Annotated in this window: 17 protein-coding genes; 14 read left to right on the top strand and 3 right to left on the bottom strand. The window is 61.5% G+C overall.

The annotated features are described in order from the left end of the window. Positions 1-58: 58 nt before the first annotated feature. The 11 genes from VI26_RS04750 to VI26_RS04705 all read left to right on the top strand — a co-directional run bounded on the left by VI26_RS04750 (position 59) and on the right by VI26_RS04705 (position 10,820). On the top strand, positions 59-1,261 hold the full coding sequence (locus VI26_RS04750; protein WP_048408610.1) for an integrase arm-type DNA-binding domain-containing protein: 1,203 nt from the start codon (positions 59-61) through the stop codon (positions 1,259-1,261). 25 nt (positions 1,262-1,286) lie between these two features. Further along, positions 1,287-2,003: a hypothetical protein gene (locus tag VI26_RS24310; RefSeq protein ID WP_156183743.1), complete on the top strand. Its 717-nt coding sequence runs from the start codon at positions 1,287-1,289 to the stop codon at positions 2,001-2,003. Between the two features lie 97 nt (positions 2,004-2,100). Beyond that, positions 2,101-2,331 (top strand): AlpA family transcriptional regulator, encoded by a 231-nt coding sequence (locus VI26_RS04745; RefSeq protein ID WP_048408609.1) that lies wholly within the window; start codon positions 2,101-2,103, stop codon positions 2,329-2,331. After that, positions 2,331-3,092, top strand: coding sequence for a KilA-N domain-containing protein (locus tag VI26_RS04740; protein ID WP_048408608.1), 762 nt, complete (start codon positions 2,331-2,333; stop codon positions 3,090-3,092). The genes VI26_RS04745 and VI26_RS04740 overlap by 1 nt, the downstream gene beginning before the upstream one ends. 281 nt (positions 3,093-3,373) lie before the next feature. Further along, entirely contained in the window at positions 3,374-3,577 is a 204-nt protein-coding gene (locus VI26_RS04735) for a hypothetical protein (RefSeq protein WP_019102716.1), read from the top strand. Between the two features lie 90 nt (positions 3,578-3,667). Beyond that, positions 3,668-6,541, top strand: a complete 2,874-nt coding sequence (locus tag VI26_RS23100; RefSeq protein WP_053074231.1) for a DUF927 domain-containing protein — start codon at positions 3,668-3,670, stop codon at positions 6,539-6,541. Further along, positions 6,538-7,272 carry a hypothetical protein gene (locus VI26_RS24305; protein ID WP_156183742.1) on the top strand — a complete coding sequence of 245 codons (735 nt, stop codon included), beginning with the start codon at positions 6,538-6,540 and terminating at the stop codon, positions 7,270-7,272. Before VI26_RS23100 ends, VI26_RS24305 begins: the two co-directional genes overlap by 4 nt. Continuing rightward, a complete protein-coding gene (locus VI26_RS04720; protein WP_048408606.1) occupies positions 7,269-7,622 on the top strand; it encodes a hypothetical protein in 354 nt (117 codons plus the stop codon). The genes VI26_RS24305 and VI26_RS04720 overlap by 4 nt, the downstream gene beginning before the upstream one ends. A 616-nt stretch (positions 7,623-8,238) precedes the next feature. Then, on the top strand, positions 8,239-8,730 hold the full coding sequence (locus tag VI26_RS23625; protein WP_082150888.1) for a Panacea domain-containing protein: 492 nt from the start codon (positions 8,239-8,241) through the stop codon (positions 8,728-8,730). Beyond that, positions 8,731-9,405 carry a hypothetical protein gene (locus VI26_RS24300; protein ID WP_156183741.1) on the top strand — a complete coding sequence of 225 codons (675 nt, stop codon included), beginning with the start codon at positions 8,731-8,733 and terminating at the stop codon, positions 9,403-9,405. Positions 9,406-9,755: 350 nt separating this feature from the next. After that, positions 9,756-10,820 carry a S9 family peptidase gene (locus VI26_RS04705; RefSeq protein ID WP_048408603.1) on the top strand — a complete coding sequence of 355 codons (1,065 nt, stop codon included), beginning with the start codon at positions 9,756-9,758 and terminating at the stop codon, positions 10,818-10,820. 32 nt (positions 10,821-10,852) lie between these two features. Here VI26_RS04705 and VI26_RS04700 read toward each other — a convergent pair whose 3' ends face one another. Next, complete coding sequence (locus tag VI26_RS04700) at positions 10,853-11,806, bottom strand: LysR family transcriptional regulator (RefSeq protein ID WP_053074230.1); 954 nt, start codon at positions 11,804-11,806, stop codon at positions 10,853-10,855. Between the two features lie 84 nt (positions 11,807-11,890). On the opposite strand from VI26_RS04700, the gene VI26_RS04695 reads away from it, so the two are divergent. From VI26_RS04695 to VI26_RS04685, 3 genes are all read left to right on the top strand, one after another. Next, positions 11,891-13,387 carry an MFS transporter gene (locus VI26_RS04695; RefSeq protein WP_048408602.1) on the top strand — a complete coding sequence of 499 codons (1,497 nt, stop codon included), beginning with the start codon at positions 11,891-11,893 and terminating at the stop codon, positions 13,385-13,387. 76 nt (positions 13,388-13,463) lie between these two features. Next, positions 13,464-13,964, top strand: coding sequence for a hypothetical protein (locus VI26_RS04690; protein WP_156183740.1), 501 nt, complete (start codon positions 13,464-13,466; stop codon positions 13,962-13,964). A 4-nt stretch (positions 13,965-13,968) separates the two neighbouring features. Next, positions 13,969-14,421, top strand: a complete 453-nt coding sequence (locus VI26_RS04685) for a GNAT family N-acetyltransferase (RefSeq protein ID WP_197081386.1) — start codon at positions 13,969-13,971, stop codon at positions 14,419-14,421. Between the two features lie 15 nt (positions 14,422-14,436). Here VI26_RS04685 and VI26_RS04680 read toward each other — a convergent pair whose 3' ends face one another. Next, a complete protein-coding gene (locus VI26_RS04680) occupies positions 14,437-15,495 on the bottom strand; it encodes an ATP-binding protein (RefSeq protein WP_048408600.1) in 1,059 nt (352 codons plus the stop codon). Next, positions 15,492-16,229: a response regulator gene (locus tag VI26_RS04675; protein WP_048408599.1), complete on the bottom strand. Its 738-nt coding sequence runs from the start codon at positions 16,227-16,229 to the stop codon at positions 15,492-15,494. Before VI26_RS04675 ends, VI26_RS04680 begins: the two co-directional genes overlap by 4 nt. Positions 16,230-16,611: the final 382 nt, after the last annotated feature.

Here is a 16,611-nt window from a genome sequence, read left to right as displayed (position 1 = left end):
CTCAGGGGTATTTTTTGATGCCCCCAGTGCCCCCACACCAGCTCTAGAGGATGCCCCTATGCCCCTCACTGACCGCACCTGTAAAACTGCTGAACCGCGCGAGGATGGCAAGCCCCTGCGCCTAGCTGACGAGAGGGGTATGTACCTGGAAGTGATGCCGAATGGCTCCAAGTACTGGCGGCTGAAGTATCGCTTTGGGGACAAGGAAAAGAGGCTAGCCCTTGGCGTCTATCCGAACGTCAGCTTGAAGGAAGCCCGAGAGAAGCGAGACGAAGCTCGCAGGCAATTACAAGATGGCCAAGACCCAGGCGCCATTCGCAAAGCCGGCAAGCTGGCAGCGAAGGTTGCTGCAGCCAACACCTTCGAAGCTATATGCAAAGAGTGGCACGCCAAGGAAAGCCACGAGTGGAGCGCCGCTCATTCTGGTCGCGTCATGGCGGCGATGGAGCAACACATCTTTCCCTTCATAGGCCAACGCCCCATTTCCGATATCAAGCCCTTGGAACTGCTGGAGGTGATAAGGAAAGTCGAGCAGGCCGGAAACATCGACACCGCCACACGCCTGCGACAACGCTGCTCCGCGGTCTTCCGCTTAGGCATTCTGACCGGCCGCTGTGACAGCGACCCGGCGGCGCCGTTGGTAGGTGCACTCAAGACACAACAGGCCCAACCAAGGAAAGCACTCAAGCGCGATGAAATACCGGACTTCCTAGCCGCCCTTGAGAAGTACGACGGCACCAAACAAACCAAGTTGATGATGCGCTTGATCTTGTTGACCTTTACCAGAGTGGGAGAGCTGGCCGCAGCCAAATGGAAAGAAATCGACTTTGACGCCGCGCTTTGGACGATCCCACCTGAGCACCGCAAACTCACAGAAAAGAGCAAGAAGACGGCCCCGCCCCACCTGGTGCCCCTGGCTCCGCAGGCCATAGCAATACTGCAGGAGCTCCGCACAATCAGCGGTGGCCGAGAGCATGTATTCCCTAACCGCAACCAACCAAGCCGTCCTATGTCTCCTGAGACATTACGCCGGGCCCTCCACCGCATGGGCTTCAAGGGCAAGGCAGATGTCCACGGCTTCCGCTCCACTGCTTCAACCATCTTGAATGAAGGCGGGTTCAACCCTGACGCCATCGAGCGCCAACTAAGCCACATCGAGCGAAACAAGGTGCGTGCTGCCTACAACCGGGCTGAGTACATGGAGGAGCGTCGTTCCATGCTGTGCTGGTGGGGTGATTACATTGAAAGCCTACAGAAATAGCTTAGATTGTAATACTTAATTCCCAATGAAAGATGAGCCGAAAATGCGACCTAAAGAGCCACTAAAGTTTAATCTCCCTTATCGGGAATACCACCGCCTAGAACAAGGAGCCACTATTTTAGGGTGCACAACTGATGATTTAATTCATTGGGCAGCCCACGGCGCTATAACTCTTTATGCAAATCTGTACGGACAAATAACCCTACTCAAGAAAAGTCGTTGCTTCATAGACAGCGAAAACACTCCAAAATCTGAAGACATAACCCCGGATGGAATATATATCGTCCACTCAGACGACATGAGGACATTTGAACTAGAGGGCCACTGTGAAGCAACCGAATTCTATCAAGTAGATAAACATGGCGATTATTGGTATGCCGAAACTGACATCCCCATCGAACTACACTTAAGAAACTTATTCTTACCCGAATGGGAAATTGAAAACCTACAACAAGACACCCCCAGCAAATCAATTCACCACGGCCTCAATACAAACCCGCCCAAAGGACCACACCCCACTGCAGAAAGGTTTGCGACATACCGAGAGCAAATACTTCGCGCAGCAATTTATTGCTTATGCAATTGGCCAGAAAAATGCAAAGAATCTAATCGTGATTGGGCAGGGTTTATTGATGAGAAAGCCCCTCTCTTTTGGCCACAAACAGGAAGGCCCCCTCTCACAAAGGATAGAATCGAGAGACTTTTAGGAGAGTGCCAGCGACTACACATTGACGTGGAGTAACCTCTACTCCACGTCGATCATGACCTACTCGACAGCTTTTTTTATTGCATAGGGATTACCTTACGCCTTCCCAATAGGAATCCAAGGAAGGCTGAGCATGACCGGTATATTCCAAAACACCCCAGCAATTCTACGTCGCAAGCAAGTCGAGACTCGCACGGGCCTTTCCCGATCCACTATCTACGATAAGCTGAATCCCAACTCTCCGCGCCACGACACCAACTTTCCTAAACCAATCAGCTTAGGCACTGGCGCCGTTGGTTGGATCGAATCAGAAGTGACCGAATGGATTGAGGCCCGCATCTTGATGAGCAGGGAGGCCGCATAATGGCCAAGCTCATTCAAGTCCAATACCAAGGCCTTGCCCAGCACTTCACCGCGGACGCATGGTTCAACGCCACCCGCGCCGCCGGCCACTTTGGCAAGGAGCCCAGCGACTGGCTCCACCAGCGCGATACCGTCGATTACCTGGCCGCACTGGCCCAGCACCAAGGCAATTCCGAGTTTGTGCAGGAGTTGAATAAAATCAGCATCTTGCCCAGCACATCGGGGGCGTCTCGCGCCAAGCTCCTGAAACTGGCCAAGCAAACCGGCTTCGTCAGAAGCAAGCCCGGCAACCCCGACACCGGCGGCGGCACCTGGCTGCATCCTAAGTTGGCCACCGCCTTTGCCCGCTGGCTGGATGTGCGCTTTGCCATCTGGTGTGATGAGCAGATAGACCAACTCATCCGCGGCGACAGCAGTCCAGAGAGCTGGGCCCTGGCCCGCCACGATGCCGGCGCGCGCTTCCGTGGCGTGTGCGACATGGTGAACCTCTCTCGGATGGCGGCCGGCAAAAGCACCGCCCAGCACCACTACAGTAATGAGGCGCGGCTACTCAACTGGGTACTGACCGGTCAGTTTGATTCGGTGGACCGTGACCGGCTAAGCAAGGCCGATTTGCGCCTGCTTGAACTGCTGGAAGCCCAAGATATGGTGCTGCTGGGCATGGGTAAAAGCTACGATGAGCGCAAGCACGACCTGCTAAGCTTTGCTCAGGTCCAACGCCAGCGACTGGCCGCCAACGACACCGGGAGGCTTTCCGCATGAGCCGCCTTGCCACCTTCCCCCTACCGCGCAATAATGCCCATGTCCCGCCCTCTTGCGGGACCGGGTTTGGCGACCTGGATCACAATGGCGGACTGCCGCCACATGCGGCATTTTTTGCGTCCGTACACCGCTATAGTCACGTCCAGTTTCGGGCAGGCCGTAGCGGGGAGCCCGATAAGGGCTGCCAGTTCCATTGTGCTGGTTCGCCAACCCCGTTACGTGCCTGCTCTCTCCGTTTGGCGACGGGAGGCAGGTTCCAAACTCACAATGGAAACCTACTCATGTCTATCACCAACCACACCCATTCCGTCCCCGGCACGCGCGACGCCACCGGCAAGACCGTTCACGCCCACTTGGCAATCACCCTATATACCGATGGCAGCATGCGCTATCACAGCCACGGCAGTACCGCCGACATGCTGGCCGCCTTCAAGCGGGAGATCGAGCGCATGGACGCCGGCACGCCCACCGCCACCCCAAGCTAACCCTCTCTCCACAATTTGACTTGGGGCGGCCCTGACCACCGAACGGACACGTTTCCGGGCGCGGGCCTCCCTACGTCCGAAAGGCATGCAATGAGCAGCAACACCGAGCACATTCGCCAGGCGCTCCAGCACCTGGACGCCCATGAGCGGGAAGGCTGGGTGCTGATGGCCATGGCCATCAAGTCCGAGCTGGGCGAAGCCGGCTTCCCTATCTGGGACGACTGGAGCCAGACCGCCAACAACTACCAGGCCAAGGCCGCCAGAGCCGTCTGGAAGTCGATCAAGCCGGCCGGGCGCGTCACCATCGCCAGCCTGTTTGCCGAGGCCATCCGCCAAGGCTACCGTCCAGAGCAGCCCTACACCGCACCGAGTACTGAGGAGCGGGCCCGCCTGGACGCTGAGCGCGCCGCGGCACTGGCCGAGGCCGCAGCACTGGCCGAACAGCAGCGCCAAGCAGCCAAGCTCAAGGCCGCCCACCTGTGGAGCCGGGGGCATAGCATCAGCGCCCAGCACCCCTATCTGAGCCGCAAAGGCATAGTGCCGACCGGCGCGGCCCAACTACGCGACATGCTGCTGATCCCGCTGCGAGCCGCCGGCGAACTGGTCAACCTGCAGATCATCGGCGCCGACGGCGGCAAACGATTCCTGACCGGTGGCCAGGTCAAGGGGGCATCGCTGGTGTTGGGCCGGCTCAAGAACGCTGACACGGTGCTGATGTGCGAAGGCTGGGCCACCGGCTGCAGCTTGCACCAGGCCACCGGGCGGCCGGTAGTAGTGACCTTCAACGCCCACAACCTGGTGACGGTGGCGGAGCGGCTGGCCAGCACCCTGCCGCCGGCGGTGCACGTCATCGTCTGCGGCGACAGCGACACCAGCCAGACCGGCCAGCAGGCTGCCGCCAAGGCGGCCACCTTATTACAGCCACGCGCGCAGGCCGTGGTTCCGCCGTTCTCCCCCGAGCTGGTGGCGCAATTCCAGCAGCAGCATCAGACACTGCCGAGCGACTTCAACGACCTGCACCAACTGGCCGGCCTGGAAGCCGTCATCGAGAGCGTTTTTCGGGGTGACTGTTTTTTGGTGGGAACAGTGGGAACAGTGGGAACAGAACCGCTACAACCCAAGCCAGACGAGGCTTTCAGCCGTTCCCATTTTTCCGTTCCCACTCCCGAGTGTTCCCACTTTTTGCCGGCAAACAGCCCTTCCGTGCCGGCGGATGGCTCCCCTTTCTTCATCGTGGAAGGCATTCCCTGGCAGCGAGATGGCGTGTATTGGGTGCCACCGGCGGAGGACGGCAAAGACCCGGCGCCACCCTGGTGGCTGGCCTCGCCACTGCATGTGCTGGCCGAGACGCGCGATGCCCAGCAGTCCAATTGGGGCCGCTTGCTGGAGTGGCGCGACAACGACGGCCACGCCCACCGCTGGGCCTGCCCAGTAGAGATGCTGGCCGCCAGCGACACCACCGACTTTCGCCGCGAACTGGTGCGGGGTGGCCTGACCATCTCCACCAGCACTAAGGCGCGTCTGAAGCTGGTGGACTATGTGCTGAGCCACCGCCAGGCCGCCGCCACCCGGCTTCGCTGCGTGTCCCGCATCGGCTGGCATGATCTGCGCTATGTGCTGCCCGGCCAGGTCTTTGGCCAGCAGGATGGCGAAGGCGTGATTTACCAGGGTGCGGACAGCGGTGACTTTGACCAGGCCGGCACCCTGGCCCAGTGGCAAGCGCACGTCGCCGCGGCGGCGGCCGGCAACAGCCGCATCGTGTTCGCTATCGCCGTCGCCTTCGCGGGGGTACTGGCCGACATGGCCGGCGAGTCCGGCGGCGGCTTCCACTTCGTCGGCACCACCTCCAAAGGCAAGACTTCCACCCTGCTGGATCCGGCGGCCAGCGTCTGGGGCCACCCTGACCAGTTCGCCAAGAAGTGGCGCACCACCCAGAACGGACTTGAGGCGCTGTGCCTGGGCCGCAATGATGGCTTGCTGATCCTGGATGAGCTGGCGCAGATTGCCGCCGCTGACGCCGGCGGCGCGGCCTACCTGATCGCCAATGGCCAGGCCAAGGCGCGCATGAACAAAGAAGGCGGCAACCGACCGGCCCACACCTGGCGCGTGATGTTGTTGTCTGCCGGCGAGATCGACTTGGCCCAGCACATGGCCGAAGCCGGCAAGCACGCCAAGGGCGGCCAGATCGCACGCTTACCTGCCATCCCTGCCGATGCTGGCGCAGGCCTGGGCACACTGGAGCAGCTACACCAGCACGACAGCGGCCAGGCCTTTGCCGACGCCATGAAGGCCCACACCCGGCAATTCCACGGCACCGCCGGCCCGGCCTTTCTCGCCGCGCTGACTCCGCCCGAGGCACTGGACGAGATCCGGCACGACATCAAAGCCAGCATCACCGGCTTGATTGAGTTTCTGGGCGTGCCGGCCGGCGCCGCGCAAGAGGTGGGCCGAGTCGCCGCGCGCTTCGCCCTCGTGGCATTTGCCGGCGAACTGGCCACCCGTTACGGCGTCACCGGCTGGCGCCCGGGCGAGGCCGCACAGGCGGCCCGGCGTTGCTTTCGTGAATGGCTGGCCGAGAACAATACCGGCATGGCCGCCGATGACCGCGCGCTGTTCGCTCAAGTCAGCGGCTTCATGCAAGCCCACAGTTCGACGCGCTTCCCTCCGCATGACGCGGCGCCGGAGGTGCTGGCCCGACACCTGAACCGCGCCGGCTTCACCTTCACCGACGATCAAGGCGTGCTGCAGTTCTGGGTACTGTCCGAACCGTTCAAGAAAGAGTTGTGCCGCGGCTACACACCATTAATCGCCGCCCGGGCGCTGCTGCGTTGCGGCTGGCTGCTACCCGGCGACACCGAGGGCAACAAGCGGCGCAGCACCCGCAAGAAGCGGATCAAGGCGCTGGATTCTGCAACCGTGAACGTGTACGTGCTGACCAGCGCGACACTGGAGGGCGAAGAATGACCTTACCCAAATGGCTGAGCACCACCCTGCACCCGAACGACAAAACCGCCCCGGACAACACAAAAAGTGGGAACACGGGAACGGGGGAACAAAAAGTGGGAACGTCTGAAAGCCAAGCCCAACAAGGGTTTCAGGAAGTTGTTCCCACTGTTCCCACTGTTCCCACCAAAAAACAGTCACCCCTGAAAATTGATCAGGAGGAGGAAAAAACACCCCCTGGCCTGCCCGATGACCTTCGGCGACGTGTTGCCCAGATTTGCCAACTTGAGCGCTGGGATGCTGCCGCACGCATCGCATGGCAACACACCCTGCGCCGGCAACTGGATCTGGACCGGGTGCCGGTGGCCGAGCTGGTGTCTTGCCTGGATGCCCACCTCACGCGACACCATACCCGCCCTGCCGACCGCGAAGCTTTCGAAGAGCGCGCCGCCATCATGGAGCACGACGGCGGCGTGCCCCGCGCGCTGGCCGAAACACTGGCCGCACAAGAAGGCAACTGCATGAACTGCGCCCATTGGCTGGGTGTGCAGGCTTACAGCGAGAACCGGTACCAGGCGCTGACCGCCGCCGGCCTGCCGGGCAAACCGCGCTCCGTCGTCATGGGCCAGTGCCGCCATCATCACCGCCCCTGGCGCGTCAGCAACCTGCCATCTGACCCAGGCTATCAGCACTGGCACTTCATCGGCATCTGCCACTACCAACCCCTCCAGCACTGGGAGCAAGCCGCATGACCTCATCCATTGATACCAACGACCATTTCAAACCGAACCCGGAAGACCCTGAGGGCGGCTACCTGCTGAGCATGCCGGCCACGCTCCTACTACTTGCCGGCCTGATGCATGACCACAGCGACGGCACACCAGAAGGCCGGGACCGAGCACGACGCATCTTGGAAGCCACCATCGCCCTGTTTCGTGCCCACCAATACCCTCGGACCGAGTATCTGGAAACCTGGCTGATGAGCGAACAGGTCAACACTCGCCGCGCCTTCCCGCTGCTGGTGGAAGCCTGCGCGGCGGTAGGCAATCAGGCGGTAACGGAGATCATTCAGCGCGGGCTGAGCGAGATCCGGAAACCCTAGGCCACGCCACCAAACCGGCACATATGGGGCGCCGGTGCGCCCCATTTTGTACTCAACCGCAGGAGAAACACGCATGGTTCCACCCCGCCCCAGCCGACGCGCCAGCCTGTCGCAACGCGTTCTGTGGTTGGTTGAGGACGCCGGCGCACACCGCCGCGGGCTGACGCTGAACGAGATACAAACCTACCTGGAAGACTATGAGGAACTGGGGGCACTGTCGGCCTGTATGGTACGCCTGGTAAGGCTGGGCCGCGTTCGGGCTGAGTTCACCGAGCGAACCACCGCGCGCGGCCGGCGCCAGGTGAAGTGCTACCGCTTGGAAGCCCCAAGGGAGGGGGGGTGAAATCCTTCAGGGATACCGACACAGGCGGAACCGCGTGCTTCGGTCTGTATTTTTTACCGCGAAATAAAAAATTTAGGGATGGACCAAGCTTGCCACTTTGCGAAGGCCCCGCCTCACCTTAAGCGGTTAAGTTACAACATCACCACTTGAAATCAACTTTTAGAACCAAAACTGCTATGTCATTGACACGATTCATGTATCAAAAATGATGAACTGTATGCCACAATCACATTCTAACCTTCAAGTAACCCACTCAACCTTATGGAGGAATGCATGGCCTACTCTGCAATGGCAGTTGCCAACGCCTTCGTCAGGAGGGCGCAAGAAGGAGCACTAGTCGATCTGACCCCGATGAAGCTCCAGAAACTGATGTACTACGCTCAAGGCTGGCACCTGGTTCACTATCGGGTCCCCTTGATTGATGATTTCTTTGCACGCTGGCCCTATGGCCCCGTCATACCATCCTTGTACCATGACTTCAAAGAATATGGTTCCAACAGGATCGCAGACTATGGCGGACATGTTGTGCTCGAGAATGGTCAGTATGTCCGCAAAAGCCCAATCATTCCCGACACCGATACAAGTAGCTGGCATATGGTCAACTCCATCATTCAGTCATATGGCGGTTATAGTGGCCCACAACTTTCCTGGCTAACACATCAACCAGGGACGGCATGGCATGACGGAGGTCAGGCCAATGGCACTGTCATCACAAATGAGGAGTTAAAAGATAGCTTAGAGAATAGTGTTGTAAGAGGAAACTAAGTGCCGAATTCACCAAAAGAAAAAAAGCCTTCCTCTGGTCAACTTGAAGATATGCCTTCTCCTGCTGCTGAACTCCCCCCTCCGGAGGCAGCTGCTGCACCAGCGGCACCTCAAGATGTAAAAAAACCTCAGAAGAGAAAGCCCTCACGGAGCCGTGGATCCACGGCTTCCTCTTTGTCTTTACCCAATATACCGAAGCCTACATTTCCTCCTGGAAATTCAGAATTTTCCATTCCTCAAGAGGATATCCCACCATCAGCACCTGTTGTGTCAACAAGTGCTGGAGATGCAGCACAACCTGAACAGACGACAACAATCACTGAAGAGAAGGTCGAGTCCAACCCTCTCCAGCAAGAAGACATTCAAGATCGCCAAGCAAATAGAGAGCTACGAGATAAATATGCACATAGAGCCTATAGCCTTGCCCAAGGAAGTATCTGCTTTTGGATGGTTGTTGTTTCCGTAAACGGCTTACTTGCAACAATTCTACCTAAGCCACCCATCAGTGATAATGTGATCTTCGCTCTCACAACGGGCGTGACGGTTAATGTCCTTGCTGCGTTTTTAGGAGTCATTCGAGGGCTTTTCCCTGTTTCAGCTAGCTGCAATGGCAATGGTGCAAACAAACCCAAACAGGATAAGAAATCGCCAACATCTGGCAAGAAAAAGCACTAAGCTTCTCGTTTGAGGGGCATTTTTGGGGGCATTTTTCCAAATAAAACTCTATGCAACCTTAAAAACAAAGGCTCATATCCAATAGTTCTGTTGCTGTCGGGGGCGCCACTTCGGCTCCAAACCGTCCACGCCATGTCTAAGCCGCATCCCAATCAGGATGGCGGCTTTTTTCATGTCCAACGCCTATCCGGCCCGCCCGGCATGCCCGCGCCGAAACCCGCGGCGCGGCAAAGGTTTGCAAAACAGTAGTACTCAATGGGAATATCCCTGGATCTTTGCAAACCCACGCCCCGGACAGCATGACCCGCCTTGCCGCCCGCCGCGGCGGGACGATGCCGGACACCCTTCTCATGAAAAAAACCCATCTACTGGCCGCCTTATTGCTGAGCGGCCTGCTCTTGGCCGCCGCCGTCTTCTTCAGCAGCCATATCGACGACTTCGAGCTCAACGGCATCAAGTCGGAAGAGCTGACGTTTCAGCACAATGGCCAGCGGCTTTCCGGCACCTTGCTGCAAGCCGAGAACAAAACGCCGGATGCCGTGATCTTGCTCATCCATGGCGACGGGCCGATGGATCGCTATGCGAACCATGGCTATTACCCCTTGTTCAATCTGCTGCTGTCCGAGAACCTGGCCATCTTCAGCTGGGACAAGGCCGGCATAGGGAAAAGCCAGGGCAATTGGCTGCATCAATCCATGTCCGACCGGGCGGACGAAGCCATCGCCGCGCGGGAAATGATCGCCGGCCATTACCAAGGCCAAAAGATTCCCGTCGGCTATTTCGGCTACTCGCAAGCCGGCTGGGTCATTCCCATTGCCGCCTCGCGCCAGGCCAGCGATTTTTCCGTGATCATAGGCGGCGCCGCCAACTGGCGGGACCAAGGGCAGTACTACCAGGCTCTGCGCTATCGCAGCCAGGGTAAAAGCCCGGAGGAGATCCAAGCCTTGCTCGCGCGGGAGCGGCAAGAAAACGACGCCCTGTTCGGGCCTGCGGCCAAGGGCCAGGTGGCGCAACGCAGCGATATGTCGCCGGACCGCTTGATCTTTGTGCAGAAGAATTACCAAAGCGACTCGCGTCCGTTCCTAAGCCGCATGCAAGGCCCCGTCCTGATCGCCTTGGGCGAGGACGATTTGAATGTCGACGCCAAGACCGACAGCTGCCGCTTTCAACACAGCTTGCACGCCAAGCCCGATGCCAGCGTGGCGCTGATTCCCGGCGGGACGCATAACTTGATGAAGGCATCCAGCTTCAATTACCAGCTCGAATCCGACTGGCCATGGTACAAGCAAGCCTACTTCCTGTATCAGGGCCGGGAATCGTATTTGCCCGGCGTCTATCGGCAGATCGGCAATTGGATCAAGCACCCAGACCAAGGCCTGGCGCGCTATGCGCCGCGCTGCCCCAGCGGCTCATAAGGCTCAGCTTTCACGCGCCAGGCATGCGCTTCTCAAGCGGCCGTGCCGGAGGCCGCCCCCAGCCGCCCATCCGCGCTCTGCCCGGTCAACGCGGCCCGCACGAATTGATGGACCAGATCCTGATTCACCCGCGGATGCCAGAGCAGCTCCACGTCTAGCTGCAAGCTGGGCTCGTCTATCCGCGCGCTGGCAATGCCCGCGTGATGCCGGCCGATGATGGCGCAAACGGCGGCGGGCAGCACCGCCAGCGCCGGCACCGCCGCCAGGATCGGCGGGATGGCCAGCAGGCTGGCGGTGCGGACCAGGATGCGGCGCTGCAAGCCGTGCCGCTGCAAATAGTGGTCGATCAGGCTCACCGCTTCGCCGGTATAAGAGGTGTAGACATGCGGCCAGGCCGCCACCTCGCCGGCCCCCACCTCTGGCGGCAACTGCAGTTGATCGCGGTGATAGAGGCAGGCGAAGCCATTGCGCAGCAAGATCTGCCGCTCCAGTCTTGGCGTGGGATAGGGAAAATAGCCGACGGCGTAATCAATCTGCGCCGACTCCAGCGCCGCCAGCGCCTGGGCGGAAGACAGCGCCGCCACATCCACGCTCAGGCCCGGCGCCTGCTCGCGGCAAGCCTTGAGCAGGCCGGGCAGCAAGGCCGCCTCCAGCGGATCGGGCAGCGCCAGCCGCACCGTCCTCTCCACCTTGTCCAGCTCGGTCTGCCGTTGCCGGAACAGGCGCTCGCCGGCGCCCAGCCAGGCCTCCAGCTCCGGCAGCAGCGCCTCGGCGAACGGGGTGGGCATCATCCCCTGGCCGTGCCGGCACAGCAGCGGGTCCTGCAATTGCTCCCGCAACTGCTTGAGCAAATGGCTGACCGCCGGCTGGCCCAGGCATAGCCGCCGCGCGCTTTCGCTGACGCTGCGCGTGCTCAGCAGGGTATGCAGGGCCACCATATTGTTGAGGTCCAGCCGCCGCAGCCACAGCGCGTCTATATCATTCATTTCGATAGCTACCATGTAAACAATCGATTTCATTGAATTATAGCCGGCTCCGATAATGGGGACACCATCCCGAGTGTCTATCCCATGAATGCCGAACGCCCCCACCCCACCCGCTGGTATCTGATTTCCATCATGCTGGTCGCCTGCCTGGAATTCTTCCAGAACGGCCTGCTCAACTTCGCGTCCAGCCAAGTGATGGGCGGCGTCGGCGCCGCGCCGGAAGAATTCAGCTATGCGGCGATGGCCTATGCCAGCGCCGCCATCCTGGTGCTGTTGCAGCACGAATGGCTGAGCCGCCGCCTGGGCATGCGGCGCTATATCCGCCTGTCCATCATCGTGTTCGGCATCGGCGCGCTGACATGCGGTTTCGCCAATAGTCCCGGCCAACTGATACTGGGCCGGGCGCTGCAAGGCCTGGGCGGCGCGGCCTTCTTCACCGCGGCGCGGGTGGAAGTGAACGCGCTGAGCGACCAGGCCAAGATGCTGGGCCTGCTCTGCTTTGGCTATGCGCTGATGCTGGGCTCCGCCTGCGGCCCGCTGCTGGGCGCGGAACTGATCAGCCGCCAGGACTGGCGCTGGATTTTCTTCGCCGTGCTGCCGGCGCTGGCGCTGGCCTGGCCGGCCACCCGGCTGCTGAGCCAGCAGGCGGAGCCGGCCCATCCGCAGACCCAGGGCTCGCGCGCCTTTCTATTCATGATCATCGGCGTGCTGGCGCTGCAATGGCTGATACAGCAACTGCCCTACGACTTCTTCGCCCGCCCCGAATGGCTGCTGGCCATCCTCGCGCTGGCCCTGCTGGCCGGCTGGGGCTGGCAATACCACCGCCGGCGGCACCCGCTGCACCGGCAGGCGCTGTTTCAGCTGCGCTACCTGGCCGGCCTGGGTTTTTACAGCTGCTGTTATTTGCTGGTTTCCGCCAACAGCTACATCCTGCCGGTGATGGCGCAGCAGGCGCTGGGCTTCGACCTGCCGACCACCGGGCGCTTGCTGTCGGTGAGCTTTGTCGCCGGCATCCTGTTCTCCACGCTCTACGCCTTCTTATTGCTCAAGCGCCGGGCGCGCGGCGTGCGCACCATGATGGCGGCGGCCTGCGGCCTGCTGCTGCTCTACGGCGTGCTGATGTCCGGCCTCAATCAAAACGCGCCGGCCAGCCTGATCGTGACGATATTGATCTGCAACGGCGGCTTCATGTCCCTGTTCATCATGGCGGTGGCGCAGGCCACCTTCAGCCATATCGGCCAGCCCGACTTCGCCCGCGCCTACCAGACCAAGAACATCGTCCGCCAGCTGTCGCTGTCCATGGGCGTGGCCGCCAGCACCGTGTTCCTGCAAGCGCGCAACGCCTTGCACTACCAGCGGCTGTCCGAGGGCTTCAGCCAGCTCAACCCGGCCTTCAACAGCGCGCTGGACCAGTTGCAGCAGGCCTTGCCGGAGTTGAGCGCCAAGCAGAGGATCGCGGTGCTGGTCGGCCAGCTGATGCAGCAATCGCAATTGCTGTCCTGCCTGGATTTCTTCCGGCTGGAATGCATCATGGCCCTGGGTCTTATAGTGATAGTGCTGTGGCAACAACGGCTGGGCTGATGTTGAAGTGTTTTGAAGCGGCCATGGCCGGCTAGCCGGCCTCAATGCAAACCCCAAGATGGCGAAGGAGAACAGCATGCTATTCGGACTCACCCCCTTAGGCGTATTCCACACCATCATCAGCCTGCTGGCGGTCGTCTTCGGCGCCGTCGCGCTGTGGCGCGACGGTAGGATCAGCCCGCGCAATCGCCTGGGCCAGGCTTATGTGATCGGCACCTTGATCAGCTGCGTCACCGCCCTGGGCATTTTTCAGCATGGCGGCTTCGGCAAGCCGCACGCGCTGGCCCTGATCACGCTGGCCACCCTGCTGCTGGCCTTGCTGGCCGAATTCAAAGGCGTCTTCGGCGGCAAGGCCGCCCATGTGTCCGCCATCGGCCTATCCGCCACCTTCCTGTTCCACTGGATTCCGGCCATCACCGAAACCTCCACCCGGCTGCCCCTGGGCCATCCGCTGCTGAGCAGCCCGGATGCGCCCAGCCTCCAGATCGCCACCGGCGTCTTGCTGCTGCTGTTCATCGCCGGCGCCGCCCGGCAGTGGAAAATCATCAACGCGGCCTTGAAAGCGGGCGCGGCATGACCACATGCAAACCATGCAAGAAATGGATATCAAGATACGGCGCGCGCAAGCGGCGGACCTGTCCGCGCTGATCAGCATCGACCCCATCGCGCAGCGAGAGCCTGGCCGGTGCCAGATGCTGGGCGAGGCCATCGCCGCGCAAAGCTGCTGGCTGGCTGAAGCCGCGGAGGTGCGGGGCTACGGCATCCTGGACCGCTCCTTCTTCCAACAGCATTTTGTCGCGCTGCTGATGGTGGCGGAAACCGCCAGAGGCCGCGGCGTCGGCCACGCGTTGATGAGCGCGTTGGAAACGCGCTGCGCGGGCGACAAGCTGTTCACCTCCAGCAATGCTTCCAATCTGCCGATGCGGCGCTTGCTGGATAAGCTGGGCTTCAGGGAAAGCGGGCGCATCGACAATCTGGACGATGGCGACCCGGAAATCGTGTTCATGAAATGGGCTGAACGCCGGGCCGGCTAGCAGGCCCGGCCAGGCTCATTCCGGCTGCGGCCACACCAGCTCAAAGCGGCTGCCGCCGCCCACGCGGCTGCAACGGGCCTCGCCGCCGTGAGCCAGCGCGATGGCGGCCACCACCGCCAGCCCCAGGCCGCTGCCGCCCTTGCCTCTTTGGCGCGCGCCGTCGGCGCGCCAGAAAGCCTCGAACACATGCGGCGCGAGTTCCTCCGCAATCCCCGGCCCCTCATCCTCCACCCGCAGCAGGCACTGGCCATCGCTCAGCCGGGTCTGGATGCGGATCGCGCCGGGCGACGCATAACGGCGGGCATTGTCCAGCAAGGCCAGCAAGGCCTGGCGGATGCGCACCGGGTCGCAACGCGCCATCTGGCCGTCCAGGTCCAGCACCGCTTGCTGCCCGGCCGCCAACAAGGCGTCCTCGAACACCTCCACCACCGCGCGCACTTCGGCGCCCAGATCGGTGTCGCGCAGCTCGATATCCAAATGCCCGCTTTCCGCCAGGCTGATCACCCACAAATCCTCGATCAACTGCGCCAGGCCCTCCACCTGCACCAGCAAACGGCGGAACTGGCTTTCATCCGGCGTGAACACCCCTTCCGCCAACCCCTGCAAGCGGCCGCGCAACACCGTCACCGGCGTGCGCAGCTCATGGGCGATGGCGGCGTTCCAAAACGTCTGCTCCTTGGTCATGCGCTGCAACTGGTCCGCCAGCGCGTTGAAATCGTCGGCCAGCGCCGCCGCCTCGCGCAGCGAACGGTCGCCGGCCGCGGCGCGCGCGTCCAGATCGCCCTGGGCGACGCGGCGTATGCTCTCCGCCACCGAGTTGAGCGGCACCAGGATGCGGCGCGCCAGGCGCAGGCCCATCGCCACCGACAGCGCCAGGCCGGCCATCGTGCTGGACAGCAGCCACACCCACTCCGGCATCGTCATCTTCCAGCCCGGCGTCTCGAAATGCACCGGCCAGTAAGTCATCGCCACATAGTAGAAAGAGAAGCCGGTCACCACCACCAGCACGGTCACGCAGAAAGCCATCGTCGCCATCGACAGCGCAATCTGCCGGCTCAGCCCCGCCAGCCTCATTCCGCGCCCCACAGCTTGTAGCCCACGCCGCGCACGCCCACCGGCACGCCGTCCACGCCGCGCTCCTCCAGCTTCTTGCGCAGCTTGCTGATATGGCTGTCCACGGTGCGCTCCAGCGCGTCGCCTTCCGGCAGGCAGGCGGCCAGCAGCTCGGCGCGGCTGAACACCCGCCGCGGCGCGCGCGCCAATTGCACCAGCAGCTTGAATTCGGTCAGCGTCAAGCTCAGCACATGGCGCTGCTTGCCCGCCATCACCGCCACCTCGTGATTTTCCAGATCAATCTCGAACGGCGCGGCGCGCAGCACGCGCGGCTCCGCCTGGCGCGCGGACGACATGGAGCGGCGCAGCACCGCCTGCGCGCGCGCCACCACCTCCGCCGGATTGAAGGGCTTGACCACGTAATCGTCGGCGCCGATGCGCAAGCCCATCAGCTTGTCGATGTCCTGATCCAGCGCCGTCAGCATGATCACCGGCGTATCGCCGCGATGACGCAGCTCGGCCAGCACCTGCCAGCCGTCGACATGGGGCATCTGCACATCCAGCAACACCAGATCCGGCTTTAGCGACAAATGCAGCTCCAGCGCTTGCCGGCCGTTGGCCGCGTGCACGCAGCGCATGCCGCTGCGCGTCAGATAGGCGGAGAGGATCTCCGCGATCTCGGGTTCATCCTCAGCCACGAGGATCAGGGCCTGGCGGCCTTGAATCGCGCCGGGCGGCCGCATGGTGGAAGCCATGGCGCCGCATTCGCACCCTGTTTGCATCACTATCGAATCTCCATGCTCCAACGCGGAAAGACCCATGCTGCATTGACATCCTGCCGCCTAATTTTTATGGGCAGCGCGCTGGCCATGCATGAGGGCAACACACCGAAGCCGCAAATCGCAACTGGAGACCGACGCCAGCAGCCGTTAGGTCTACGGCGACGCCGCGTTGCAGCGCGCCCAATACGCCGCCGTGCCGCGACAAGCGCTGGTGCGCACCGGCGGCAAGACCCAGCGATGGAGTGGACGCCACGAACCAGCCACGGCGCCATGCTCAGCTGCAAAATTGCCTAGAGCATTACCAGCAAGCCACACCCCACCAGAGTTTCCGTGTTTTTCGTTCCATCTTTTCCAC

The sequence above is a fragment of the Chromobacterium sp. LK1 genome, from assembly GCF_001043555.1.
Lineage (GTDB): Bacteria > Pseudomonadota > Gammaproteobacteria > Burkholderiales > Chromobacteriaceae > Chromobacterium > Chromobacterium aquaticum.
Note: the sequence above shows the minus strand (reverse complement) of the source record. Positions and strands in the feature narration are given on the sequence as shown.

Coding starts and splice junctions, on each gene's coding strand:
- VI26_RS04750 (WP_048408610.1), top strand. CDS start 59: ATGCCCCTCACTGACCGCACCTGTAAAACTGCTGAACCGCGCGAGGAT.
- VI26_RS24310 (WP_156183743.1), top strand. CDS start 1,287: ATGAAAGATGAGCCGAAAATGCGACCTAAAGAGCCACTAAAGTTTAAT.
- VI26_RS04745 (WP_048408609.1), top strand. CDS start 2,101: ATGACCGGTATATTCCAAAACACCCCAGCAATTCTACGTCGCAAGCAA.
- VI26_RS04740 (WP_048408608.1), top strand. CDS start 2,331: ATGGCCAAGCTCATTCAAGTCCAATACCAAGGCCTTGCCCAGCACTTC.
- VI26_RS04735 (WP_019102716.1), top strand. CDS start 3,374: ATGTCTATCACCAACCACACCCATTCCGTCCCCGGCACGCGCGACGCC.
- VI26_RS23100 (WP_053074231.1), top strand. CDS start 3,668: ATGAGCAGCAACACCGAGCACATTCGCCAGGCGCTCCAGCACCTGGAC.
- VI26_RS24305 (WP_156183742.1), top strand. CDS start 6,538: ATGACCTTACCCAAATGGCTGAGCACCACCCTGCACCCGAACGACAAA.
- VI26_RS04720 (WP_048408606.1), top strand. CDS start 7,269: ATGACCTCATCCATTGATACCAACGACCATTTCAAACCGAACCCGGAA.
- VI26_RS23625 (WP_082150888.1), top strand. CDS start 8,239: ATGGCCTACTCTGCAATGGCAGTTGCCAACGCCTTCGTCAGGAGGGCG.
- VI26_RS04705 (WP_048408603.1), top strand. CDS start 9,756: ATGAAAAAAACCCATCTACTGGCCGCCTTATTGCTGAGCGGCCTGCTC.
- VI26_RS04700 (WP_053074230.1), bottom strand. CDS start 11,806: ATGAATGATATAGACGCGCTGTGGCTGCGGCGGCTGGACCTCAACAAT.
- VI26_RS04695 (WP_048408602.1), top strand. CDS start 11,891: ATGAATGCCGAACGCCCCCACCCCACCCGCTGGTATCTGATTTCCATC.
- VI26_RS04690 (WP_156183740.1), top strand. CDS start 13,464: ATGCTATTCGGACTCACCCCCTTAGGCGTATTCCACACCATCATCAGC.
- VI26_RS04685 (WP_197081386.1), top strand. CDS start 13,969: ATGCAAACCATGCAAGAAATGGATATCAAGATACGGCGCGCGCAAGCG.
- VI26_RS04680 (WP_048408600.1), bottom strand. CDS start 15,495: ATGAGGCTGGCGGGGCTGAGCCGGCAGATTGCGCTGTCGATGGCGACG.
- VI26_RS04675 (WP_048408599.1), bottom strand. CDS start 16,229: ATGGCTTCCACCATGCGGCCGCCCGGCGCGATTCAAGGCCGCCAGGCC.